We start from the raw sequence: 813 nt of genomic DNA, 5'->3' as shown, positions 1-813 counted from the left end.
CCGGGGTTTCGGAGCGCCCGGCCTCCTCCGCTGGCGTCTGCCACATCATTGGGTTGTTGTGACCTCATGCCCCAGCAGCGTTTCCTCCGTAGGAACGAACAACAACGCGTTCGCTTGCTCGCTGCGCCAGGATTTAAGCCTACGCTGAAGCGTTCGAAGAAGCTTGTTCGGATAGGCTCCAGGATATTCCGCCTGCAACCGGGAGAGCAGTTCGCTACCAGTCCGCCAAGGCTCGGCTTCAAACCATTTTCGCAAATCTAGCGTTGCCCGGATGAGCGGGTCGGGACGCCGCCGGCCTCTTTTCGCTTTCACGATTGGCCGATCCGTCGGTCGCATAGCTCCGTCTTTCCAGGCGGTTCGTAGGCTTGCCAGGAAGAGATCGATCGGTTGCGATGCCGCAGCAGGATGGGCGATTGGCTGCGTATCAGCGAGCGCCGCGAGGCGTTCCTGCGCGCCGCGGATGTCGCGCAACAACGCGACCGGGTCGAGAGCGGCATAGATTTCTTGGAGATGGTGACGAATCGCATCGGGCGTGCGGGCGTCGGCGGCCAAGCGCTGGTGTGGCGTTGCCGGTGCGCTGTATGTCTTACGCACACGAGCACCGTCGCGCTGCTTGGCCATCAGTTTGAATGAGGGTTGGAAGAAGTTCACGAACAGCCGCGCCGATCGATAGAGTTCAGCCAGCAGCTTGGCCGCTTCCAGGCCCTCGAGCCGACGATAGCCGACCATCCTGCGCACGACGGCACCGTTCTTCTGCTCGACGAACGCCTGGTCGTTCTTCCGGTAGGGCCGGCAACGCGTGAAGACGATGTT

The 813-nt window shown here is 61.9% G+C and carries 1 pseudogene; it reads right to left on the bottom strand.

What is annotated here, in order from left to right:
• Positions 1-45: 45 nt before the first annotated feature.
• Positions 46-813, bottom strand: a pseudogene (locus QY049_RS38925) (ISNCY family transposase); the annotation flags it as partial.

The sequence above is a fragment of the Bradyrhizobium sp. WYCCWR 13022 genome, assembly GCF_030435535.1.
Taxonomy (GTDB): Bacteria; Pseudomonadota; Alphaproteobacteria; order Rhizobiales; family Xanthobacteraceae; genus Bradyrhizobium.
This window is presented reverse-complemented; position numbering and strand designations above follow the sequence as displayed.